The organism is Spirulina sp. CCY15215, from assembly GCF_016888125.1.
Lineage (GTDB): Bacteria > Cyanobacteriota > Cyanobacteriia > Cyanobacteriales > Spirulinaceae > CCY15215.
The window spans coordinates 1-24,181 of sequence record NZ_JACSWA010000559.1; the positions used below are offsets into that span (position 1 = coordinate 1).

Here is a 24,181-nt window from a genome sequence, read left to right on the forward strand (position 1 = left end):
AAAAATTTGCGGCTTATCGATCGCTTCCCAGTTTCTGCGAATATCTTCTCATTGATCAGTATAGTTTCCATGTAGAACAGTACAGCAAAACCGAGGCGGGGAAATGGCTATTTTGCGAGTATGATGGGGAAAATGCCAGTTTATCTTTAACTACGATTGAATTGGCGATCGCCCTGGCCGATCTTTACGATAAAGTAAATTGGAATGCTCCTTAAAAAGCGAGGAAAGATAATGATAGAAGTTCAAGAAATACTCCCTCTCGAAAAACTTCCGATCGCCCTAAGTCGAGAAGTCCTCGCAGAGTTTTGTCAAAGATGGAAAGTACAAGAGTTTTACTTATTTGGATCGGTGTTGCGGGACGATTTTCGACCGGAGAGTGATATTGATGTTATGGTACGCTTTAAACCCGATGCACGTTGGGGTTTGGAGTTTGTTAGCATGAAATACGAATTAGAAGAACTTTTCCAACGAGATGTCGATTTATTAACAATAGAATCGATTGAAGAAAGCCACAATTGGATACGTCAAGCAGAAATATTAGGTACAGCGAGGTTGATTTATGTCGCGGGATAAGGCATCTTTATTGGATATTAATCATGCGGGACAGTTAGTATTGCAATTTGCAGAAGGATTGACTCGCGAGGAGTTAGAAACCGATTTAGTCAAGCAATCGGCAATTTTCTATCAAATTGAAGTCATGGGAGAAGCAACGAAACGATTATCTCAGGAGTTTCGCGATGCACATCCGGATATTCCTTGGAAGAAAACTGCGGGAATGCGAGATATTCTCATTCACCAATACGATCGCGTCAATTTCGATCTAGTTTGGAATGCCATTCAGCATAGTATACCTGAGTTTCTTGATGCGATCGCCCCCCTCGTTCCTGTTCGAGATGCTTGAGAAGAAAGATTAACACATATTGTAAGCTCTCTCGACAATTAGCGATCGCTCTGGGAGAGAACTGCTCTATACTGGAATCGAAGAGGACGAAGCGATCGTACTTGAAAAAAGGCAATGAAAAATCTAGAAAGTTTTACAATCCATCAATTTCGAGGCATAAAAGAACTCAAATTAGAAAACCTCGGGCAGATTAATATTCTCGTTGGCATTAACAACTCTGGAAAAACCAGTGTCTTGGAAGCATTATCACTTTACTGCAATCCTTTGGATATTAAAAAATGGGGAATTAGAGAACGTCAATCAGGAGAAAAATCACAAATACACTCTTTTGACCTAGAAGAATTACAGTGGCTACTACCTCAATCAAAAAATTCAACAGCAAGTCAAGCTCAAAGAGAAACTATATCTATGATTGGTCAAGGTCATATCTCTTTAAAACTTTTATCGATTCGTTTGCAAGAGCGGTCAAAGAAAAGTATCCCACAAGCTATAACAAATAAAAATCCCATAATAAAGGATAATTTTTCGGAACAGATAAACAATTTATGGATTAAGATAAATGCTAGAATTCTTGATACTTTTGCACGAGAAGAAGGATTTGAATCTCAATATTCTCTGAGTGAAAATGAATTGATTTTATATGGGAAAGACTTTGACTATAATCAAATCAAAAAAAATCACTTACCAACTTCTTTTGTTACGCCATCCTCTCACCGTTCAAATATCGACCAATTTCAATTATTATCGGATGCTAGTTTTAATAGCTTCAAACCCGATCTTTTAAATTTACTTCGTTATATGGATTCCGATATTGAGGATGTTATGATTTTATTATCTCCAAAAAGCACATCATCGCTCTTTAAAATTTATATTCAACATAAAAAAGCGGGAATAGCACCTGTGAATACATTTGGTGACGGGGTTCGTCGTTTATTCCATATTGCCCTACAATTGGCAAAAGCAAAAGGAGGCATTCTCTTGATTGATGAGATTGAATTGACCATTCATACTGAGGCCTTAACGCAATCTTTTGATTGGTTGGTTAAAGGATGCCAAGACATGAATGTGCAGCTTTTTGCCACTACTCATAGCCTTGAAGCTATTGATGCTATATTAGCAACGACGGAAGCAGAATTAGACTTAGCGTTATATCGTTTAGAACCCCATGAAGAGCAAACAAAAGTAGTCAGACACGATTGGCATAGACTCAAAAGACTAAGAGAAGAATTGGGACAGGAGGTGCGTTGGTGAGCAAAAAATATGCTCTTATTGGTGTCGAAGGCAATCACGACCAAGCATTTGTAGAAAAGATTCTCCGTAAATTGTTAGGATTTAATCGCTTTAATGGTAAAGTCTCGGAACTCGATCCATTTTGGCGCAAATTTATCCCCGTTTATCCAAAAAATGGGAAACTCTATGCTAGATTGGATATGCCTTCAATTCTCGTGAAAGACGAGCTTTCTGTTGCCATCTATGCCGGGGAAGGTAGCAAACTCGTTACGAATTTAAAAGACAAACTCTCTAACATCGATCGCGACAGGATTTCCGCTTTTGCCATTATTGCCGATGCCGATCGCAAATCCCCTATCGATATTGCCCGAAATTACCAAAAAGGATTGCAAGAATATTTTCCCAACTTCCCCGACAGACCGGGAACAATTAGCAGAGAAACACCGCGATCGGGGATTTATATTTTACCCGATAATTCAAAAGAAGGCGTACTAGAAACCCTACTCCGAAGATGTGGGGAAATTGCTTATCCAACCTATCTCGAACAAGCCGAGAACTATCTTAACAGTTTTTCCGAGGCAGAAATCAAAAAATTAAAATGGAAGCCCTTCGATCATGAAAAATCTTTAATTGCCACCGTTGTCAGTATTTTAAAACCCGGAAAAACCAATACAACAAGTATATCAGATAATCATTGGGTGAGTGAAAAAACTTACGCAGCAATTACAGAATTACAAGAATTGGTTGATTTTTTAACAACTTTACTCGGAATTGAAGCTAATATCAAATCTGGTTAATGAGCGAACAAGTGAGTAAGATATTACAAGCGAGCAAGATGCTCGCACTACAACAATTCCTCTCTAGGATTTAACTGGCGATCGCTTCCACCTTAGCCATTTCAGCAGCATCATGTTCGCGTTTTCCTGCTTGATATGCCGCCAATTTTACTTCGAGTTCTTCGCGGACGATAACGCGATATTCTAGGAAATGTTCGAGATAAGCACAGACGTTTAAATAACTCATGACCCCACCCGGATTATGCCGAATCATACTAAAGAGATGTCCCCAAAACTTCCAACGGGTTTTGCGGAGAATACCTTGATTGAAAATTATAATTAGTAATCCTTTAATGCCTTGCCAAGGGATCTTTTTCTTAGCTTTCTTTTTCTTTTTGGGGAAATTAGCTGTCCCTAAGATGCGATAACAGCGATAGGTGCGATCGAGGAACTTTTCTGGGTCGTATAATTCCCAAAACCCATCAATAAACTCGCGGGCAATTTCTTCAAGGGGACGAGTGGGAACAAAGTTCATTAATGTTGTTTGATTGATGTCTCCAGATCCCCCTAATAATCGTCCTTCTTTCTCTAAACGATGCCAAAGTGCTGTATCGGGAAGTGCCTGCAACATACTGTAAATAGCAACGGGAATATTGGTTTTTTCTACAAAACGAACAATGCGATCGCCTGCACCTGTTTTTTCTCCATCAAAACCAATAATAAACCCTGCCATGACGCGAATACCAGAACTGATGATGCGATCGACAGAATCACTCAAAGTATCGCGGGTATTTTGGAATTTTTTCGTGATTTTTAAACTCTCTTCATCGGGTGTTTCAATGCCTAAAAACACAGAACCAAAATTGCAAGCAACCATCATATCCATTAACTCTTGGTCTTGTGCCAAATCCACTGAGGCTTCGGTATTAAAGGTGAAAGGATAACCTTTTTCTTCCATCCACGGTTTGAGTTCTTTGAGCAACAATTTAACATTTCGTTTATTGCCGATGAAATTATCATCCACCATAAATACAGTTTCTCGCCAACCCAGTTTGTAAAGATATTCTAATTCTGTGATTAATTGTTGGGGGGTTTTGGTGCGAGGTTTACGACCGTAGAGGACAATAATATCGCAGAATTCACATTGGAAAGGACAGCCCCGAGAAAACTGCACTGACATGACAGCATAGGCACCAAAATCTAATAAATCGTAGCGAGGAATAGGAGTTATCGTCACATTGGGCTTTTCTGTTGCACGGAAAACACCAGAAGGTTCGCCTTTTTCAACAGCTTCAACAAACATCGGCAGAGTAATTTCTCCTTCATCAAGGATAAGATAATCGATGCCAACTGCTTGACATTCTTGAGGTAAAGCGGTGGGATAGGGTCCTCCCGCAGCAACTTTTTTGCCCCGTTGTTTAGCTTCTTGAATGATAGACAGGAGGTCTTCTTTTTGGACAATCATACCAGAAAGAATGACAATATCAGCCCAGTTCCATTCTGCTTCTGTGATGTCGCGAACATTGCGATCGACCAGTTTAAAATCCCATTCTTGGGGCAAAATGGCAGCAACGGTAATCAAACCCAGAGGAGGTAAAAAAGTTTTGCGTCCAAGTAACTGAATGGTTTTCTCAAATGACCAAAAACTTTTCGGAAATATTGGATAAACAAGTAAGGCTTTCATAGTTTGATAAAAATGATAGGATTATGTGGGATTGTGGACAATACTAGCTCGCGATCGCAGTTTCTCGACTCGGTTCTATCTCAACGACTTGTTGTTGCTGCAAGGCTTTATATTCTGCCAATTTCATTTCAATTTGTGCTTTCACTTCTTGGCGATATTCGAGGAAATGTTCCATATAGGCGCAAACCGTTAAATAACTGGCAACTCCTCCTAAATTATGACGAATCATGCTAAACAAATACGGCCAGAACTTCCAACGGGTTTTGTAAATGACCCCTTGTTGCCAGATAACAATTAATACTGCCCGAACGATCGCCCAATTGAATGGTTTCTTGGCTTTCTTTTCCTTTTTGGGATAATTTACGGTTCCTAAGATGCGATAACAGCGATAGGTGCGATCGAGGAAGGCGATCGGATCGTATAATTGCCAAAATCCATCGATATATTCTTGGGCAATATCTTCGATGGGACGAGTGGGGATAAAGTTCATTAATGTGGTTTGATTTATATCTCCCGATCCTCCCATTAAGCGCCCTTCTTTCTCTAAACGATGCCAAAGTGCTGTATCGGGAAGTGCCTGTAACATACTAAAGACAGCGAGGGGAATATTAGTTTTGTCCACAAAACGAACAATGCGATCGCCGGCACCTGCTTTTTCTCCATCAAAACCAATAATAAACCCTGCCATGACACGAATACCAGAACGAATAATTTGATCCACAGATTCGCTTAAAGTATCGCGAGTATTTTGGAATTTTTTGGTCACTTTTAGACTATCTTCATCGGGGGTTTCTATTCCTAAAAAGACGGAACCAAAATTACAGGCAACCATCAGATCCATTAACTCTTGATCTTGCGCCAAATCCACCGATGCTTCAGTATTGAAGGAGAAAGGATAGCCTTTTTCTGCCATCCACGGTTGCAATTCTTTCAGTAACAGTTTAACATTGCGTTTATTGCCGATGAAATTATCATCTACCATGAAAATTGTTTCTCGCCAACCCAAATCGTAAAGACACTCTAATTCAGCAATTAATTGTTGAGGGGTTTTGGTGCGAGGTTTGCGACCGTAGAGGACGATAATATCGCAGAATTCGCACTGGAAGGGACAGCCCCGAGAAAACTGTACCGACATCATGGCATAGGCGTTTAAATCGAGCAAATCGTAGCGCGGTATCGGTGTGGTAGTTACATCTGGTTTCACCCCATCACTGCGAAATGTACCGGACTTTTCTCCTCGTGCGATCGCCTCAGCAAACATGGGAATAGTGATTTCTCCCTCATCGAGAATTAAGTAATCCACTCCGGCTTCTTTACATTCGTGAGATAAAGAGGTGGCGTAGGGTCCGCCAACTCCCATTAATTTTCCTCTCCGTTTTCCTTCCCGAATCAGGGAAAGCATATCGGATTTATGGACGATCATACCCGATAAAATCACAACTTCTGCCCAATCCCAATCTGCTTCGGTCAAGTCTCGGACATTGCGATCGACCAGTTTTATTTCCCATTCTTGGGGCAAAATTGCCGCGACGGTAATCAAACCTAAAGGAGGAATAAAGGTTTTGCGACCAATGAGATCGATAGTTTTTTGAAAAGACCAAAAACTATCTTGAAATAAGGGATAAACGAGTAATGCTTTCATGTTGTTTGTTGTTTGTTGTTTGTTCGATCCCCCCCTCCCCCCTTAATAAGGGGGGTGTCGGTCAGACGGGGGGATTAATTCCTTAATAAGGGGGGTGTCGGTCAGACGGGGGGATTAATCGCAAATGGTTAACTGGCGATCGCGCTTATTTGCGAATCTTTTACAGGTATTTCTGCTTCATTTTGTCGTATGGTTTCTTGATAGACTGCCAGTTGTTCCTCAATTTGTTCTTTGACAATTTGACGATATTCTAGGAAATGTTCGATTTGAGCGCAAACGGTTAAATAACTGGGAACCCCGCGACGATTATGACGGAACATTTCCCAGAGATAATACCAGAAGGTCGATCGCGTTTTCCGCAAAATTCCTTGTCGCCAGAAAATAATGAATAAGGCTTTAATGGTTGCTAATTCTATTTTTTTCTTGGCTTTCTTTTTGCGAGGTTTGGGATATTTATGGCAGGGTGCTTCCCCTAAAATGCGATAGTGACGATAGGTGCGATCGAGGTAGTTTTGTGGGTCGTATAATGCCCAAAATCCATCAATAAATTCCTGGGCGATTTCTTCTACTGGACGAGTAGGAACAAAGTTCATTAAAGTGGTTTGATTGACATCTCCCGATCCCCCAATTAACCGCCCTTCTTTCTCTAAACGATGCCAGAGGGCTGTATCGGGGAGTGCTTGTAACATACTAAAAAGGGCGAGGGGAATGCTCGTTTTTTCGGCAAATTCGACCACGCGATAGCCTGCACCCGCTTTTTCGCCATCAAAACCCACAATAAATCCTGCCATTACCCTTAACCCAGAACTAATGATTTTATGCACCGATTCGCTTAAAGGATCGCGGGTATTTTGAAACTTTTTCGTCACTGCCAAACTATCTTCATCAGGAGTTTCAATGCCTAAGAAAACAGTACCAAAATTACAAGCCGTCATCAAGTCCATTAATTCTTGATCTTGTGCTAAATCTACTGATGCTTCAGTTCCAAAAGTAAAGGGATAGCCTTTTTCTTCCATCCAGGGCTGTAATTCTCGCAGCAATAATTTCACATTGCGTTTGTTACCGATGAAATTATCATCTACTAAAAAGATCGTTCTGCGCCAACCTAAATTATAAAGATATTCTAATTCTGCAATTAATTGTTGAGGGTTTTTTGTGCGGGGTTTACGACCGTAGAGAACGATAATATCGCAAAATTCGCACTGGAAGGGACAACCCCGAGAAAATTGTACCGACATCTCAGAATAGGCATTCAAATCAAGAAGATCGTAACGGGGGATCGGGGTAGTAGAGACATCAGGTTTTTCTGTAGCGCGAAAAATGCCAGATTCTTCCCCTTTTTCCAGGGCTTCCACAAACATAGGTAGAGTAATCTCCCCTTCATCTAAAACGAGATAATCTGCCTCACCTTGTAATTCTTTATAAAAAGAGGTAGCATAAGGACCGCCGATCGCCACTTTTTTACCCCGTTGTTTCGCTTCCCGAATTTGGCCGATCATATCCCCTTGCTGGACGATCATGCCCGATAAGATAACAATTTCAGCCCAGTCCCACTCGGCCTCGGTGACACTGGCAAGATTGCGATCGACCAGTTTAAACTCCCATTCTTGGGGTAAAATTGCCGCGACAGTAATCAGTCCAAGGGGGGGAAGTAAGGCCTTGCGTCCCACCAATTCTAGGGCTTTCTCGAATGACCAGAAGCTCTTGGGGAATAAGGGGTAAATCAGAAGTGCTTTCATAAAATTTGTTTTGTTAAGGAATATTACTGTAGTTTACGCGCTATCTTAGCGCGATCTCTGGCAGATCGATCGCCTTCTCCAGAATTTCTGGCGATCTCTTCAATGAGAAGAGGAACAATGGGGAAGCGATCGCATGACTAAAGCCGCACTCATTGTTAATATTGATTGAGATATCTGCAAATAATCCTTTGAAGCACTGTGCTACAAGTCTCTAAGAACCATGCCTTTATCCAAAAAACTTTCCATTTTGCTTGTGGATGGCTATAACGCCATCGGAAATTGGTCAGAATTACAGCAAACCCGCGATCGCGAGAGTCTAGACTCTGCGAGACGACAATTAATTGAGTCTCTCATTAACTATGCTGCTTGGCAAAGCTGGGAAACATTGATTATCTTTGATGCTTACTCCCGCGAAGAGCCTGGCTATCGTGAAGAGCATACCGCACATCTGTCCTCTTACTATACGGATTTCGCACAAACTGCGGATAGTTATATTGAAAAATATTGTGCCTCCTTTTCCCGCAAAGTCGAACGTTTCGATCGCCGTTTAATTGTCGCAACTTCTGATCGCCTGCAACAACAAACTGTGAGAGGGTATGGTGCCGAGTTGATGTCGGCTCGAGAACTGGCGATCGCGGTTAGACAGGCACAAAATAGAAGAAAACAAACACATCGACCAGAGAGGGCTTCTCGGGGGCGTTTTTTGTTTAACTCCCTCGATCCGAAAGCACAACAGCGTTTAACGCAATTACGAATGGGGCGAAACTGACGCTATCAGGGGCATCTCAGGGAATTAGTCAAAAAAACTTTTGCAATTTGCTTGACAAGTTTGAAAACATTCGCTATATTGGCAAATGTCTGAATTTTTAAAAAACAGACGAGCCTAGAAACAAGCCCCCATCGTCTAGAGGCCTAGGACACCTCCCTTTCACGGAGGCGACAGGGATTCGAATTCCCTTGGGGGTATTAAAAAGCGCAGGATTTGTTTCTTGCGCTTTTTTAGGGATATTTTAGGTATATTTTCGATATATTTTCGATATCGATATAATGGTTTCTCTATTCTCTAATGCTGTATTTTTTAATTCTCTAATTTCTAAAATAGGATGGTGTGTTGCGCTAACCCTCATAAATCCTATTATTTCTTCAATTGCAGTTAATGCGGAAGAGGTTATTTGTCCAGCAGAACTTCCTCAAGCAATTGAAGCAATTATCAACAGTCCTGAATTTGAGCGATCGCGTTGGGGAATTCTTGTAGAACCTCTTAATGCTAGTTCTCTTAATGCTAATCCAGAGTTATATGCTCTCAATGCTCGTTCTTACTTTGTCCCAGCTTCTAATACTAAACTTTTAACAACGGCTGCGGTTTTACACAAATTAGGAGCAGATTATCGCATTCGTACCCCCATTTATATTACAGGAAATCCACCCAATTTAACGCGCTTGTATTTAGCAGGACAAGGGGATCCAAGTTTAACTCGTGAAACCCTACAACAACTCGCGCGACAACTGCGCGATCGCGGGGTTGAAACCATTTCTGAATTAATCGTTGAAGATCGTTCATTACCACAAACAATTCGACATCCAACATGGGAAAATTACGATCTTAATTTTTACTATGGTGCAGCAGTCAATCGTTTGATTTTGAACGAAAATACTTTCAATTTAACACTATATCCGCAAGAACTAGGACAGCCTTTGAGATTAGAATGGGATGATGCGATCGCCGCACGACAATGGCAATTTAATAATCAAACTAAAACCGGTGAATTCGATACAGATTATACCGTTGATATTACGAGAACTTTAGGAACACCTATTCTTAATTTGACTGGACAGCTTGCAATGAATGCCAATTCAGATCCTTGGGGAATGGCTGTTTTAAATCCTTCACAATATTTTCTCGATACTTTTCATACTTTACTAGAGATAGAATCCATTGCGATCGCCAGCGCAAAAATCCGCGATCGCCCTCAAATTCAGAAAACAAAACGAGAAGTTGCCAACATTGAATCTCCTCCCATCGCAGATTTAATTCGCGATACCAATCAACCCAGTAATAATCTTTATGCGGAAGCACTCTTACAGCTTTTAGGAGAAAATGCTCTCAGTTCCCCTTTAAATGCGCTAGAAGCAGCCTTAAACGATTTAGGAGTAGATCCCCATAGCTATCAACTCACCGACGGTTCTGGGCTTTCCAGGCACAATTTCCTCAGTCCCGAAGCGATCGTGCAAACCTTACAAGGAATAGCGCGATCGCCTCAAGGGGAAATTTACCGCGCATCTTTACCCGTTGCAGGAGTTAGCGGAACCTTGAGAAATCGTTTTCAAAATACTTCGGTTCAAGAGATGATGCAAGCCAAAACGGGAACGATGACAGGAGTTTCTACCCTTTCAGGTTACTTAGAAGTTCCTGAATATCAGCCCTTAGTTTTTAGTATTATGCTCAATCATGCCGATCGCTCAGTTCGAGAACAACGAGAAGCCATTGATAAAATTGTTTTGGCCTTGAGGAAATTACAATTTTGTAGTTATTAAACAGAATTAAATATAACGCATTTCCTTCCTAAATGAGCGAAAGGCTGCACGCTGTCCGATTTTCTTGCTTTTTTCGATATAATCGGGAATTTCTGCGATCGGCAAAAAAGAGAAAGTGAGAGAGCGATCGCACTTCTGATATTTGCCCTCAATTAACTGATAAACTTGTAATTCTCCATCAGAATATCGCCAAATTTCTGGGATACCGAATGCCTCATAAATGCTAAACTTATCGAGAGAAGAATGTTCGTAATCTGCCTCGATCGCCAAATCGGGAGGAGGATCTTCAAGTAAATTAATAATTGTTTTTCCTCGAACTTCTTCCTCACTATCAATATAAAAACAAGCATCTGGTTCAATTGCAAAACCCAAATCTTCTCGTTCGAGGGTTACAGATCCGAGTTTTCTCAATTCTATTTCCAGTTCATCAGCAACAATCTCAACCAAACTTTCGAGGAAACCTTTAAGTTCTTCGTGAATTAAATGTGGCATTCTGAGTTCTAATAGTTCTCGATGGTAAGCAATTCGCCAAGCACGATCTTCTCCCACATCACGAATTAGGGCTTTGTAGGTTGGCCAGCTTATTCCTTGTAGGGGAAAAACCAACTCGGTGGCGATCGCTGGAGACTGTGGAACTGGTTTTTCAACCATATTTAAAAACATAAACTTTTTTTAGAGGTCAAAGTTACTATTACAAGGCATTTTACAGGCTAATGCGTAAGTTCTGTCACTGTCACAATAACCTACTTTCCTAAAACGAAGTTAACCAATTTACCAGGAATGACAATGACTTTTTTAATTTCTTTTCCTTCTAGATAAGGTTGTACTTTATCGGAAGTTTTAGCAAAGGTTTCTAATTCTTCCTTTGTTGCACTCGCAGGGACTTGAATTACTGCTCGTTTTTTGCCCATCACTTGAACAACTAAAGTAATTTCATCAACCTCTAAAGCAGTCGGATCGTGCTTCCTCCATACTTGTTGATGAATAGAATCTTTTTCGCCAATTTTCTGCCATAATTCCTCAGCCAAATGAGGAGAAAAAGGTGCAAGTAAAATGAGCAAAGTTTGGATACCTTCCTCATAAATTGCAGAATCTTTACACTGGGCATCATTTAAGGCATTACTGAGTTTCATCATCTCAGAAACTGCTGTATTAAATTGATAGTCTCCCTCTAAATCTTCCGAGACTTCTTTAATTGCGGTATGAATAGCGCGACGTAAATCTTTTTCTGCCTTAGAAAGCTCTTGATTCCTTTTAGAAATCCCTTTATTATTGGCATATTCATCTACTAAACGCCAAACGCGATTTAAGAAGCGAAATTGACCTTCAACATCTGCATCATCCCATTCTAAATCCTTTTCAGGAGGCGCTTTAAATAAGATAAACATCCGCGCCGTATCTGCACCATATTTCCCTAAAACAACCTTCGGATCGACCCCATTATATTTCGATTTAGACATCTTTTCATAGAAAGAAACCAAAGGTTCTCCCGTATCTGGATCGCGAGGATTTTCGGGGTTAACTTGTACGGAAGGAACGTATTTTCCTGTTTTGGGATTCTTGTAGGTGACACCTTGAACCATACCTTGGGTCAAGAGTTTTTGGAAAGGTTCATCAAACTTTAATAAACCGCGATCGCGCAATACCTTCGTAAAGAAACGAGAATACAACAAATGTAAGATCGCGTGTTCGATTCCCCCTACATATTGATCTACCACCATCCAGTCATTAACCTTCCCTGGATCGAATGCTTTTCCTTCATTTTTAGCATCGGTATAGCGCAAGAAATACCACGAAGAATCGATAAAAGTATCCATCGTATCGGTTTCTCTTTTAGCATCTTCATTGCAACTGGGACATTTTACATTTACCCAGTCTTCTATCTTCGCCAAAGGAGAGGGACCGCGACCGCTAAAAGAGACATCACTGGGCAATTGTACGGGTAAATCTGCATCGGGAACAGGAACCGCACCGCAACTGGGACAATGAATAATAGGAATAGGAACACCCCAATAACGTTGACGGGAAATCAACCAATCTCGGAGGCGATAATTGGACTGTGCTGTGCCTATTTTCTTCTCCTCTAAATACGCAATCACTCGTTTTTTAGCATCTGTGACGCTTAACCCATTCAAAACATCAGAATTATAGAGAATTCCGGTTTGATTATCCGTGAATGCTTCTGGTAATGGTTCAGCATTTTCTGGTTTATCTTCTGCTGAGAATACGACTTGTTGAATCTGTAATTTAAACTTAGTTGCAAATTCAAAATCTCGCTGGTCATGTGCTGGAACTGCCATAATAGCACCGGTACCGTAATCCATGAGAACGTAGTCAGCAATCCAAATCGGAATTTTGCTATTATTTACAGGATTTATGGCATAACTTCCCGTAAATACTCCTGTTTTTTCGCGAGTGTCATCCGTGCGATCGATTTCGCTTTTATTCGCCGCTTCTTTTTGATAGGTTTCTATGGCTTCTTTCTGTTCGGATGTTGTTAACTTGGGGACTAAAGGATGCTCGGGAGAAAGTACCATAAATGTAGCTCCCCAAAGGGTATCCGGTCGCGTGGTAAAAATAGGAATGCTATCTCCTGCAACTGTTTTAAACTCTACGTGCGCCCCAACAGACTTACCGATCCAGTTCGTTTGTAGAGTTTTAACTTTATCCGGCCAACCCTTTAATTGCTGCAAATCATCTAGCAATTCATCCGCATATTGAGTAATCCTTAAAAACCACTGACGTAACAATTTTCGTTCAACTTTTGCCCCCGATCGCCACGATCGCCCTTCACTATCTACTTGTTCGTTAGCTAACACGGTTTGATCGAAAGGATCCCAATTTACCGCCGCTTCTTTTTGGTAAGCTAAACCTGCTTCATAGAACTGCAAAAAGAGCCACTGGGTCCATTTATAATAGTCTGGAGAACAAGTAGCCACCTCGCGATCCCAGTCGAGGGAAAGGCCGAGTTGTTTGAGTTGTTCCCGCATTTGGGCGATATTTTCATAAGTCCATTTGCTGGGAGGAATGCCGCGATCGATCGCCGCGTTTTCCGCAGGAAGTCCAAAAGCATCCCAACCCATCGGATGTAACACCCGATAGCCTTGCATTCGCTTGAGACGGGCGATAACATCAGTAATAACATAATTGCGGACGTGACCCATGTGCAGGTTTCCCGAGGGATAGGGGAACATGGACAACGCATAAAATTTGGGCTTACTGGGGTCTTCTGGTGTGCGATCGCACCCCATTTCTGCCCAAGTTTGCTGCCATTTTTGCTCTATCTCTGCTGCGTTATATCGGGACTCCACGACTGTCTCTCCTGCTGGGTTGGAAAAATTGTATTTTACATTGTAAGGGAATTGGCAAACGGCTGCATTTACATCTTAATTAATATTGCCGTATGTCTAACGACAAAAGTAAAGAGAGCATTGTACAAGATTCTGCCCAAGCCCATTCTACATTAGTCACAACCCAATCTTCAGAGAAATTAGAAGAGAATTCCGATTCTGGAGGTTTTCCTGATGTAGAACCTATTCCTGAAAATGAGTTAATAATATTCGAGTGTGCCAGATCTCTTTTTCGTATTGAGGGCAAGAGTGACAAAAAGGAAAACTAATTGGGCTTACTGGGGTCTTCTGGTGTGCGATCGCATCCCATTTCTGCCCAAGTTTGCTGCTATTTCTGCTCTATCTCTGCTGCGTTATATCGGGACTCCACGACTGTCTCTCCTGCTGGGTTGGAAAAGTTGTATTTTATATTGTAAGGGAATTAATGAATTAATGTCATTCCTGGAGTAACTCGACATATATATCATCTTCAGTGTTGTTCCACACTACATCTAATGATGTTTGGCTTGCTTCTAACCAACATTCAGTTTCATTATCAGCGAGAATTGTTACTAGCACTTTTGTCCCTTCTGGAAGTTCATCTGATTCTAGAAGTTCAATTTTGCCTTGCCGAACAGTAGCCCAGAGTGTCTTAAGCATTATTATTAATCTCGATATTATTCCATAATAGCCCTTAATGAAAAATTTGGCAATAGAGCATACATTTTACTCCATTTTTTTACCTCAACTATATTTCAACGGTTTAGTCTGATTGAATATTTTGTACTGAATCTGTGTATAATTTTTGATGATTTTGTTGAGCATTAGACCCGGACTGAGGAAATGTTTCTCTCTCCAATAAAATATTAAAGATTTACTGACTCCAATCATATTCAAACATGACAACATCACCGGGACACGATCGCGTCCCTCCTGTAGATTGATATAATCTTTTAGCAGCAAGATTACTCTCATTAGTAAATACAAAGGCTTCGGTACAGCCTTCCATCTGACTGTATTTTTGCACCTCTTTAATTAATGCAGTTCCAATTCCTTGACACTGATAAGTTTCCACAACATCAATTGAATATAAGAAAAACATAGATTCGTTGTTTTCCCAACAATCGAGAATATAGCCAATAAGTTGACCGACTAAGATATCATTAATTTCCGCAGATAAAAGAACATTTTGTGAATTGCTCAAAAATCTAATCACTGTTTCTTGACTGGGTACTTTATCCCAAAATAAGGTAATGCTATCTCTAGCTTTTGTCCATTGTCCAGGTGTCAGACGCGCGATCGCAAGTTGTTCTCTATCCATGAGCATATTCTCATCATTAATTAATCGCCTTCAAGACAAGCCATTAGGAAAGAAAACCAAATTACTTTTACCTCAATAAATTAACAATTATACACTAAAATACCTGGCAACGGGATGATAAGTAATAATTGCCGTTGTTGATTGTTCAGGATATAATTGTTCGCTCTCATCCATGTATAAATTAATGCGATCGCATCCCAATAATTCTAACTGTTTATATTGATCCTGAATGTTAGGACAAGCAGGATAACCAAAACTATATCGCGAACCTTGATAGCGCTGTTTTAAAACATCATGAATATTATCCGGTTCTTGGTCTGCAAATCCTAATTCTTGACGTATTTTAACATGGGTCCATTCTGCGAGGGCTTCTGCGGTTTGTACCGCCATACCGTGATAGTAAAGGTAGTTGGTATAGTCATCAGAATCAAACAGCTTTTTCGCGTATTTTGTGGCAATTTCTCCCATTGTCACTGCTTGCAGGGGAAACACATCAATAATATCCGATCCTTTTGGTGCGAAAAAGTCTGCAATGCACAAACGTCGCTTATCTTTTTGTCGGGGAAATTCAAATTGAGCAATTTCCTGCTTTTGTTCGGGATTTTCTGGATCGTAGATATAGAGAGTATTTCCTTCAGATTGACAAGGGAAATAACCGTAAATCAAGGTAGGATGGAGAATATTTTCTTCTAAAATGCGCTGTTTCCATTCTGCTAAAATAGGATATACTTTCTCTTGCAGAAACCCATCGTATTCTTCCTTCGATTGGTCTTTCGTTTTGCGGAATTGCCATTGTCCCACAAATAATGCTTGCAAGTCTAAATACTGAAAAATTTCTTCTAAGGAAATCTCTTTGGGTTGCATTATTTTCGTTCCCCAGAAAGGCGGAGTAGGACGAGGAATATCAATATCAACTGCTTCAGAACGTCGCGTATCAATGATTTCAGGTTCTTGATTTTTTGCTTCTTTTTCTACTGTTGCAGATGTTTCGATATTTGGCGATCGCGTATCATTTTCCTCGGCAAATTCTCCTAGAAAACCCTTGACATTATCCCAACTTTGTGCATTCTTGGCAGGCATTAATTTATCCATGAAATGCAGATCGGAAAAGGCATCTTTCCCATAAATAACCCGACCTTTGTAAACATTTTGACAATCTTGATGGACAAATTTTGGCGTTAATGCGGCACCCCCTAAAATAACAGGGACAGTGATATTGCGATCGCTAAATGTTTCGAGATTATCTTTCATAAATGCCGTCGATTTGACCAGTAAACCACTCATGGCGATACAATCAGCATTACTCTCCTCATAAGCCTTAATAATGTTCTCAACGGGTTGTTTAATCCCCAGGTTAATCACCTCATAGCCATTATTGGAGAGGATAATATCAACGAGGTTTTTCCCAATATCGTGAACGTCTCCTTTCACCGTGGCAATTACTACCGTTCCTTTGGCATTACTGGCACTTTCTTCCTTGTCCATGAAAGGTTCTAAATAGGCAACGGCAGCTTTCATAGTTTGGGCAGATTGTAACACGAAAGGAAGCTGCATTTTCCCAGAACCGAACAATTCTCCCACGACTTTCATGCCATCTAAAAGGAAAGTATTGATAATATGTAACGGTGGATGTTGTTTTAATGCTTCTTCTAAGGCAGTATCTAAACCGATGCGTTCCCCATCAATGATATGCTGTTTCAAGCGTTCTTCAACGGGAAGATTAAGATCGATCGCCTCTCCTTTCTTGGCTTTTTGACCTGCAAAAAGGTCTGTTAATTTCATCAAAGGGTCATAGGTGCAAACCTCGCCATCGAATTCCCGGCGATCGTAAATTAAATCCAGACAGATTTTCTGATGTTTATCCTCAATTTTAGCAAGGGGTAAAATTTTACTGGCGCTAACAATAGCAGCATCCAAACCGACTTGCATTGCTTCATGTAAAAAGACAGAATTAAGAACTTGACGCGCGACTGTATTCAAACCGAAGGAAATATTAGAAACCCCTAGAATAATATGACAATCCGGCAATTCTTCGCGAATGCGACGGATAGATTCAATCGTTGCTTTACCATTGGCTCGATCTTCCTCGATCCCTGTTGAAATCGGTAATGCAAGGGAATCAAAAAATAATTCATGTCCTGGAATTCCATATTCAACGGCTGCATTATAAGCGCGTTTGGCAATTTCAAATTTCTTCTCTGCTGTCCGCGCCATTCCCTCTTCATCAATCGTCCCGATCACCACTCCTGCACCGTATTTCTTGGCCAATTCTAGCACTTTATAAAAACGCGGTTCGCCGTCTTCGTAATTGGTAGAATTGAGAATACATTTTCCCCCAGCAACTTTTAAACCTGCTTCCATTTTCTCCCATTCTGTAGAGTCTAACATCAAAGGCAGGGTGACATTATTAACGAGACGAGAGGCAATTTCGTTCATATCTTTGACCCCATCTCGTCCCACGTAATCCACATTAACATCGAGGATATGTGCGCCTTCTTTGACTTGCACTTTAGCTAAAGAAATCAACCCATCCCAATCCTCTTTATTTAACAAAGTTCGGCATTTTTTCGAGCCGCTTGCATTCAGTCTTTCTCCTACAATGAGGAAGGAATTATCTTGAATATAAGGTTGAGAACTATAAATAGAAGCCGCAGCAGGTTCATTACTCGGTTTTCGTTCTTTTGGTGTTAGGGTTTTGGCAACTTCTGCGAGTTGTTGAATATGTGCGGGACGGGTTCCACAACACCCCCCAATAATTTGTACGCCAAGGTCTTCAATAAAGTGCATTAAAGACATTCTCAATTCCATCGGCGTTAACTTATAATGTGCCTCACCGCCGATATTTTCAGGTAAACCTGCGTTGGGAATGCAGGAAATAACAAAAGGAGAATTTTCCGATAAATATTTAATATGTTCTTTCATTAAATCGGGACCGGTGGCGCAGTTTAGCCCTAAAATATCAATGGGATAGGGTTCTAGAATAGTCAGCGCGGCACTAATTTCTGTTCCTACTAACATCGTCCCCATTGTTTCTACAGTGATAGAAACCATAAGAGGGAGACGTTTTTTCTTGTTTGCAAAAACTTCTTCGATCGCATTTAATGCGGCTTTAATCTGCAAAACATCCTGACAAGTTTCTACGAGAAGTAAATCTACACCACCATCGATCAATCCTTCTACTTGAACAATATAGGACTCTTTCAGAGTGTCAAAATCAATATGACCTAAAGTAGGAAGTTTTGTACCAGGTCCCATCGATCCGGCGACAAATCGGGGTTTTTCAGGGGTAGAATATTCTGCGGCGACTTTCTTGGCTAATTCTGCGGCGGTTTTGTTGAGATAATATGCTTGGTCTGAAATATTGTATTCTGCCAGGACGAAGGGTGTTCCTCCAAAAGTATCGGTTTCGATAACATCTGCACCCGCTTCCAAAAAGCCGCGATGGACTGTTGCAACGGCTTCTGGTTTAGTATGAATGAGATATTCATTGCATCCTTCGTATTTTTCCCCACCAAAGTCTGCTGCGGTTAAATTTTGCACTTGCAGATTGGTTCCCATCGCACCATCAAAGACAATTACGGGACGCTGGGGACTGTTGAGGTGGTCGAGGAAAAGGCTCTTCATGGCGATCGCGGGATAAGGGAAGGAGGGTCTATATTACTATGACTTACACAGCTAGGGAGCGAGACGCTCCCACTACTGTATTCTCTTGTTATGGTAGTGTGGGCATCCTGCCCGCTAATGCGTAAGTCCTAATTACTCTAGATTGCTCTCTATTATCGCTTATTCGCTGTCAAATTGGGAAAGAGGCGATCGCCTTTTTGGGGAAATTTTATTTAATCTTAGACATAAGATTTGTGAGAATATTTTTTTAAGCGCGATCCGCCAGGGATTGAAAATCCCTTCTTACTTGGTTGGATAAGCTGAGGAAACCTCAGCTATATCAGATTGAAGGGCAGGCGATCGCGACAAAATCGCAATCCTCCCTTATTATAGACTGGAGAGGCGATCGACGAGAATGAAAACATCCCTTCGCAGACTGTGGCAATTTTTTAATACATCTATTGGCGAATTAGTATTCACACTTTGAGGAGATTTTTCTTGGTTAAGGATTGGTTAGGCGTTGTATTGAGATTTGCAGATCGGGAAAAGCGAGGGGGGAAATCATTCCAGTGGTTGCGACTTGAACGGTTGTGTAGGTCTTGTTTTCCAAGTCGCGAAAAATTGTTAATTCGCGATCGCGCAGATTAATCACCCAATATTCGAGAATTCCCGCTTCAGCATAAATATCTTTTTTTACGGTTAAGTCTCGGTTTAAGGTCGTATTGGAGACTTCTACAATCCAGAATATATCTTCGGGGTGAGGGTGGCGATCGCGGTAAACAATTCCGAGGGGTTTAACGATCGCTAGGTCTGGGATGGGTTCCGAGTGGTCTGGAAGAGTAACGGGGTGTGCTTCTCGAACTTTAGCCTGGGTAGCGAGGATGTGTCGCAAATAGTCGCCACTTTCACTATTGTAGTAAGCGTGGGGTTCTCGTTCTGGAGGCATAACGATTAGTTCTCCTCGCAAGAGTTCGAGGGATTGGTCTACAAATAATCCCGCGTCGATCGCTTGGTGGTAGCGATCGCTTGTCCATTTATAAGCGGTGAGGGTCATTTCCATGAAAAATGAGCAATCTAAACTCCCATCATAAAAGAAAATTGATAGAATCAAATGCGTCCTCATCCCAGCCCCATTTTTTATGACTGTTCCTCCCTTCTCCCCCGAAGAAATCGCCTCAGAAGGCATCAAACCCGCCGAATACGAAGAAATCGTCAAGCGCCTCGATCGCCACCCCAACAAGGCAGAATTAGGAATGTTTGGGGTAATGTGGAGCGAACATTGTTGTTATAAAAACTCTCGTCCTCTCCTCAAACAATTTCCCACCACGGGAAAACATATCCTCGTCGGACCCGGTGAAAATGCGGGAGTTGTGGACTTAGGAGACGGACATCACCTCGCCTTTAAAATTGAATCTCACAATCATCCCTCGGCGGTGGAACCCTTCCAAGGGGCAACTACTGGAGTCGGTGGTATTTTGCGAGATATCTTTACAATGGGGGCGCGTCCGATCGCCATTTTAAATTCTCTGCGCTTCGGGAGTTTAGAAGATGCGAAAACCAGGCGCATTTTTAACGGAGTCGTGGAAGGAATCGCCCATTATGGCAACTGTACCGGCATTCCTACCGTGGGGGGAGAAGTGTATTTCGATCGCGCTTATTCGGGTAATCCTCTCGTCAATGCAATGGCCTTGGGACTGATGGAAACAGAAGAAATTGTTAAATCTGGGGCATCGGGTATCGGCAATCCCGTGTTATACGTGGGTTCAACTACAGGACGGGATGGCATGGGGGGGGCGAGTTTTGCCAGTGCGGAACTTAGTGATGATTCAATGGACGATCGCCCCGCCGTACAAGTGGGAGATCCTTTTTTAGAGAAGTCTTTAATCGAAGCCTGTTTGGAGGCATTTAAAACCGGGGCAGTAGTGGCGGCGCAGGATATGGGGGCGGCGGGTTTGACTTGTTCGACCTCGGAAATGGCAGAAAAAGGAGGAGTTGGGGTTGAGTTAGATTTAGATAAAATCCCCGCCCGAGAACCAGGGATGACTCCTTATGAGTATCTCCTCTCGGAGTCCCAAGAAAGAATGCTGTTTGTGGCTAAAAAGGGACGAGAAGAAGAATTAATCGAGATTTTTCACCGTTGGGGACTCCATGCTGTGGTTGCGGGAAAAGTGATAAAAGAACCCCTGGTGCGGATTTTCCACCAAGGTCAAATTGCCGCCGAAGTTCCCGCCGCCGCTTTAGCAGAAGATACTCCCATCTACCATCGAGAATTGCTCTCAGAGCCGCCAGAATACGCGAGGAAGGCATGGGAATGGACTGTATCGAGTGTAGATGCGTGTACGGAAGAAGGGATTGAAATTGGCGAAAAATGGCAGAGTTGGAACGAAGTTTTATTGCAACTCCTCGATACTCCTTCCCTCGCCTCAAAACGCTGGGTTTATCGCCAATACGATCATCAAGTGCAGAATAATACTCTCATTCTCCCCGGTGCTGCGGATGCTGCTGTAATTCGCTTGCGTCCGATCCCCCCGGCTATCGCCACCCCCCTTATCAAGGGGGGCAGGGGGGATCGAAAAGGTGTAGCCGTCACGACGGATTGCAATTCTCGTTACGTTTATTTGGATCCTTATGAAGGGTCAAAAGCGGCAGTAGCAGAGGCGGCACGGAATTTAAGCTGCGTCGGGGCTGAACCGATCGCCATTACGGATAATCTCAATTTTGGCAGTCCAGAACACCCCGTGGGCTATTGGCAACTCGCCCTTGCTTGTCGGGGAATTGCTGAAGCCTGCCAGGAATTGGGAACTCCCGTCACTGGAGGCAATGTTTCTCTCTATAACGAAACCCTGGACTCAGAAGGAAAACCTGCTGCCATTTATCCCACCCCTGTTATCGGAATGGTGGGACTCGTTCCTGATATTACCCGCACTTGCGGCCAAGGTTGGCAAAGTGAAGGCGATCGCATTTATCTCCTCGGTAGCCATTCCCCCGTCACCCTCGGCGCATCGGAATATCTCGCTACTATTCACGGCGCGATCGCAGGGAAACCCCCTCAGATTGATTTTGAATTAGAACGAAAAGTACAAGCAGCCTGTCGTTACGGCATTCGCGAGGGTTGGGTTAAATCTGCCCACGACTGCGCTGAGGGCGGCCTCGCTTTTGCTTTGGCGGAATGTTGCATCAGTGGCAATTTAGGGGCAGAAATTACTTTAAACGCGCCCCAAAACGGTCAACGATGGGATGAAATCCTCTTTGGAGAAGGAGGAAATCGCATTTTGGTGGCGATCGCCGCAGAATCTCAGTCCGTTTGGGAAGACTATTTAGGGGAGGTGCTTAATAATCTCTGGCAAGGGGTTGGCACGGTGACGCAATTAGAGGGAAATTTACGCATTTCTCGCGGTTCTCGTACTTCTGCACTTCTCGATGTTAAGATCTGTGACATGAGGGAGCGCTGGTCTCGGGCGATCGAACGGCGATTGTAGGAAAGTTGACTTTTTCCCTCCCTCTGGCTTAAATGTTAAAGAAATATTAAGCTAAGGTTAGAACGGGCTATTTCCTTCAGCAGTAATCCCATCCCCCATAACATTATTTTGCTTATGCGATCGCCTGTTCTCGTTCAATGCCAGCATTTAGGAGCCCAGTAGAAATTCTATGATCCCCAATCCAATCTTTGCGAACGAGCAAAATCTTTCCCCCGCCGGACGATCGCCAGAAAACCCTGACAAAATGGAAGAAGCCTGCGGTGTTTTTGGTATTTATGCGCCGGAAGAAAATGTGGCTAAGTTGAGCTATTTCGGTTTATTTGCCCTTCAGCATCGCGGTCAAGAATCCGCCGGAATTGCTACTTTTGCTGGGGACAAAATGTACCAGCACAAAAATATGGGGCTGGTATCTCAAGTGTTCAGTGAGGAGATTTTGAACGAGATGCCAGGGGATTTGGCGGTGGGACATACCCGTTATTCCACCACGGGATCGAGTTTAAAAGTCAATGCTCAACCGGCGATCGTCAAAACAAGATTGGGTCATTTGGCTCTAGCACATAATGGTAATCTTGTCAATATTAAATCTTTGCGGCAAGAATTAGTGCGGCGGGGATGTCAATTTGAGACGACGACAGATTCAGAAATGATTGCCCTGGCGATCGCCAATGAAGTCGATAGCGGTAAAGAATGGTTGGATGCGGCGTTGAGTGCCTTTGGAATGTGTCGGGGTGCCTATAGTTTGGCGATCGCGACCCCGGTGGGACTGATGGGAGTGCGCGATCGCTATGGCATTCGTCCCCTTGTAATTGGCATTTTACAGGGGCAGCCCCAGCGCTATGTTTTAGCCTCGGAAACTTGCGCCTTAGATATTATTGGGGCGGAATATCTGCGGGAAGTGGAACCAGGGGAATTAGTCTGGATTACAGAAGAAGGAATGGCTTCCTTTCATTGGGGAGGCAAACCCGAGCGGAAATTATGTGTCTTTGAGATGATTTATTTTGCCCGTCCCGATAGTGTGGTAAATGATGAAACTCTCTATAGTTACCGAATGCGTTTAGGAAAACGCTTGGCGAAAGAATCCCCCACAGAGGCGGATGTCGTCATTGCAGTGCCAGATTCTGGGGTACCGGCGGCGATCGGCTATTCGGAAACCTCGGGTATTCCTTATGGGGAGGGATTAATTAAAAATCGCTATGTGGGACGAACCTTCATTCAACCCACTCAACATATGCGAGAAGCAGGAATTCGCATGAAATTAAATCCCCTCAAGGATGTCCTACAAGGAAAGCGAGTGATTTTAGTGGATGATTCCATTGTCCGAGGAACCACCAGCCGGAAAATAATCAAGACCTTGCGAGACGCAGGTGCAACGGAAATTCACATGAAAATCTCTTCTCCTCCTGTAACCCATCCTTGTTTCTACGGTTTGGATACAGATAATCAGAGTCAGTTAATTGCCGCAACCAAATCGATCGCGGAAATTACCGAACATATTGGCGTTGACTCTCTAGCTTATTTAAGTTGGGAAGGAATGTTAGAAGAAACTGGAGAGTCTCCGAGTAGTTATTGTTCTGCCTGTTTTACAGGAGATTATCCCATTGCTATTCCCGACAATATGAGGCACGAAAAATTGAGCTTGGAAAAAGTAACGGTTTGAATTTGATATTAACGTAGTGGGAGCGTCCCGCTCCCTAGATTTTAAATTCCCGCTCCCTAGATTTTAAATTCCCGCTCCCTAGATTTTAAATTCCCGCTCCCTAGATTTTAAATTCCCGCTCCCTAGATTTTAAATTCCCGCTTTTAAATTCCCGCTTTTAAATTCCCGCTTTTAAATTCCCGCTTTTAAATTCCCGCTTTTAAATTCCCGCTTTTAATTCCCGCTTTTAATTCCCGCTTTTAATTCCCGCTCCCTAGGCTTTTAATTATGGTCTTTATGCGGATT

Annotated in this window: 19 protein-coding genes and 1 tRNA gene; 11 read left to right on the top strand and 9 right to left on the bottom strand. The window is 42.4% G+C overall.

Annotation, left to right across the window (positions count from 1 at the left end; genetic code table 11):
- The 5 genes from JUI58_RS19495 to JUI58_RS19515 all read left to right on the top strand — a co-directional run.
- A partial coding sequence (locus tag JUI58_RS19495) for a Uma2 family endonuclease (RefSeq protein ID WP_204105480.1) occupies positions 1–215 on the top strand: 215 nt, incomplete at its 5' end.
- Between the two features lie 16 nt (positions 216–231).
- A complete protein-coding gene (locus JUI58_RS19500) occupies positions 232–573 on the top strand; it encodes a nucleotidyltransferase domain-containing protein (protein ID WP_204105481.1) in 342 nt (113 codons plus the stop codon).
- On the top strand, positions 560–901 hold the full coding sequence (locus tag JUI58_RS19505; RefSeq protein WP_204105482.1) for a DUF86 domain-containing protein: 342 nt from the start codon (positions 560–562) through the stop codon (positions 899–901). The genes JUI58_RS19500 and JUI58_RS19505 overlap by 14 nt, the downstream gene beginning before the upstream one ends.
- 114 nt (positions 902–1,015) lie before the next feature.
- Positions 1,016–2,152: an AAA family ATPase gene (locus tag JUI58_RS19510; RefSeq protein WP_204105483.1), complete on the top strand. Its 1,137-nt coding sequence runs from the start codon at positions 1,016–1,018 to the stop codon at positions 2,150–2,152.
- Complete coding sequence (locus JUI58_RS19515) at positions 2,149–2,928, top strand: DUF3226 domain-containing protein (RefSeq protein WP_204105484.1); 780 nt, start codon at positions 2,149–2,151, stop codon at positions 2,926–2,928. The genes JUI58_RS19510 and JUI58_RS19515 overlap by 4 nt, the downstream gene beginning before the upstream one ends.
- A 70-nt stretch (positions 2,929–2,998) precedes the next feature.
- On the opposite strand, the gene JUI58_RS19520 is transcribed toward JUI58_RS19515, so the two are convergent.
- The 3 genes from JUI58_RS19520 to JUI58_RS19530 all read right to left on the bottom strand — a co-directional run bounded on the left by JUI58_RS19520 (position 2,999) and on the right by JUI58_RS19530 (position 7,972).
- Positions 2,999–4,591, bottom strand: a complete 1,593-nt coding sequence (locus tag JUI58_RS19520) for a B12-binding domain-containing radical SAM protein (RefSeq protein WP_204105485.1) — start codon at positions 4,589–4,591, stop codon at positions 2,999–3,001.
- A gap of 43 nt (positions 4,592–4,634) precedes the next feature.
- Positions 4,635–6,233, bottom strand: coding sequence for a B12-binding domain-containing radical SAM protein (locus JUI58_RS19525; protein WP_204105486.1), 1,599 nt, complete (start codon positions 6,231–6,233; stop codon positions 4,635–4,637).
- Between the two features lie 128 nt (positions 6,234–6,361).
- Complete coding sequence (locus JUI58_RS19530; RefSeq protein ID WP_204105487.1) at positions 6,362–7,972, bottom strand: B12-binding domain-containing radical SAM protein; 1,611 nt, start codon at positions 7,970–7,972, stop codon at positions 6,362–6,364.
- A gap of 220 nt (positions 7,973–8,192) precedes the next feature.
- On the opposite strand from JUI58_RS19530, the gene JUI58_RS19535 reads away from it, so the two are divergent.
- The 3 genes from JUI58_RS19535 to dacB all read left to right on the top strand — a co-directional run bounded on the left by JUI58_RS19535 (position 8,193) and on the right by dacB (position 10,507).
- Positions 8,193–8,741 (top strand): NYN domain-containing protein, encoded by a 549-nt coding sequence (locus JUI58_RS19535; RefSeq protein WP_204105488.1) that lies wholly within the window; start codon positions 8,193–8,195, stop codon positions 8,739–8,741.
- Positions 8,742–8,865: 124 nt separating this feature from the next.
- Positions 8,866–8,938: transfer RNA gene (locus JUI58_RS19540), tRNA-Glu, on the top strand.
- A gap of 81 nt (positions 8,939–9,019) precedes the next feature.
- Positions 9,020–10,507: a D-alanyl-D-alanine carboxypeptidase/D-alanyl-D-alanine-endopeptidase gene (dacB, locus tag JUI58_RS19545; RefSeq protein ID WP_204105489.1), complete on the top strand. Its 1,488-nt coding sequence runs from the start codon at positions 9,020–9,022 to the stop codon at positions 10,505–10,507.
- 6 nt (positions 10,508–10,513) lie between these two features.
- Here the strand turns inward: dacB and JUI58_RS19550 are convergent, their stop codons facing one another.
- Positions 10,514–11,158: a Uma2 family endonuclease gene (locus JUI58_RS19550; RefSeq protein ID WP_204105490.1), complete on the bottom strand. Its 645-nt coding sequence runs from the start codon at positions 11,156–11,158 to the stop codon at positions 10,514–10,516.
- A 92-nt stretch (positions 11,159–11,250) separates the two neighbouring features.
- Entirely contained in the window at positions 11,251–13,818 is a 2,568-nt protein-coding gene (gene leuS / locus JUI58_RS19555; protein WP_204105491.1) for a leucine--tRNA ligase, read from the bottom strand.
- Positions 13,819–13,910: 92 nt separating this feature from the next.
- Between leuS and JUI58_RS19560 the strand changes: the two genes are divergently transcribed.
- The gene (locus JUI58_RS19560) at positions 13,911–14,126 is read left to right on the top strand and encodes a hypothetical protein (protein ID WP_204105492.1); all 216 of its coding nucleotides are present in this window, start codon (positions 13,911–13,913) and stop codon (positions 14,124–14,126) included.
- 166 nt (positions 14,127–14,292) lie between these two features.
- On the opposite strand, the gene JUI58_RS19565 is transcribed toward JUI58_RS19560, so the two are convergent.
- The 4 genes from JUI58_RS19565 to JUI58_RS19580 all read right to left on the bottom strand — a co-directional run bounded on the left by JUI58_RS19565 (position 14,293) and on the right by JUI58_RS19580 (position 19,814).
- Positions 14,293–14,496, bottom strand: coding sequence for a hypothetical protein (locus tag JUI58_RS19565; RefSeq protein ID WP_204105493.1), 204 nt, complete (start codon positions 14,494–14,496; stop codon positions 14,293–14,295).
- Positions 14,497–14,710: 214 nt separating this feature from the next.
- Positions 14,711–15,157, bottom strand: a complete 447-nt coding sequence (locus JUI58_RS19570) for an N-acetyltransferase (protein ID WP_204105494.1) — start codon at positions 15,155–15,157, stop codon at positions 14,711–14,713.
- Between the two features lie 87 nt (positions 15,158–15,244).
- Entirely contained in the window at positions 15,245–18,781 is a 3,537-nt protein-coding gene (gene metH, locus JUI58_RS19575) for a methionine synthase (RefSeq protein ID WP_204105495.1), read from the bottom strand.
- A 481-nt stretch (positions 18,782–19,262) separates the two neighbouring features.
- Complete coding sequence (locus JUI58_RS19580) at positions 19,263–19,814, bottom strand: Uma2 family endonuclease (protein WP_204105502.1); 552 nt, start codon at positions 19,812–19,814, stop codon at positions 19,263–19,265.
- 85 nt (positions 19,815–19,899) lie between these two features.
- Between JUI58_RS19580 and purL the strand changes: the two genes are divergently transcribed.
- Both purL and purF read left to right on the top strand, forming a co-directional pair.
- Positions 19,900–22,239 carry a phosphoribosylformylglycinamidine synthase subunit PurL gene (gene purL, locus JUI58_RS19585; protein ID WP_204105496.1) on the top strand — a complete coding sequence of 780 codons (2,340 nt, stop codon included), beginning with the start codon at positions 19,900–19,902 and terminating at the stop codon, positions 22,237–22,239.
- A 169-nt stretch (positions 22,240–22,408) separates the two neighbouring features.
- On the top strand, positions 22,409–23,896 hold the full coding sequence (gene purF, locus JUI58_RS19590) for an amidophosphoribosyltransferase (RefSeq protein WP_239121589.1): 1,488 nt from the start codon (positions 22,409–22,411) through the stop codon (positions 23,894–23,896).
- The last annotated feature ends 285 nt before the right edge of the window (positions 23,897–24,181 follow it).